Annotated in this window: 1 pseudogene; it reads left to right on the top strand. The window is 54.9% G+C overall.

Annotated features, from left to right (window positions below):
* Positions 1-255 (top strand): annotated as a pseudogene (locus KBY97_RS14615) (IS5/IS1182 family transposase); the annotation flags it as partial.

Here is a 255-nt window from a genome sequence, read left to right as displayed (position 1 = left end):
TCTCTGCGAGCAGAGTTCAGAACTACGCAAATATCGACCCCGATATGACCGCGGCAAGGCACGTGCCAATATCCTGAGAGTTGCCAAACAGAAAAAGCCGCGTCGTCGCAATATAAAAGCCACGATACGACGCCAGCTCGACTACCTGCAGAGGAATCTTGATGCCATCGATGCCCTGATCGCCTCTGGTGCAGCGCTTTCTGCCTTGAAGACCCATTGGTGGCGGAAGCTCCTTGTGGTCAGTGAGCTGCACCG

This window comes from Synechococcus sp. ATX 2A4 (assembly GCF_024346375.1).
Classification (GTDB): domain Bacteria; phylum Cyanobacteriota; class Cyanobacteriia; order PCC-6307; family Cyanobiaceae; genus MW101C3.
The sequence above is the reverse complement of the archived record's forward strand: the minus strand, read 5'-3'. Positions and strand labels throughout refer to the sequence as shown.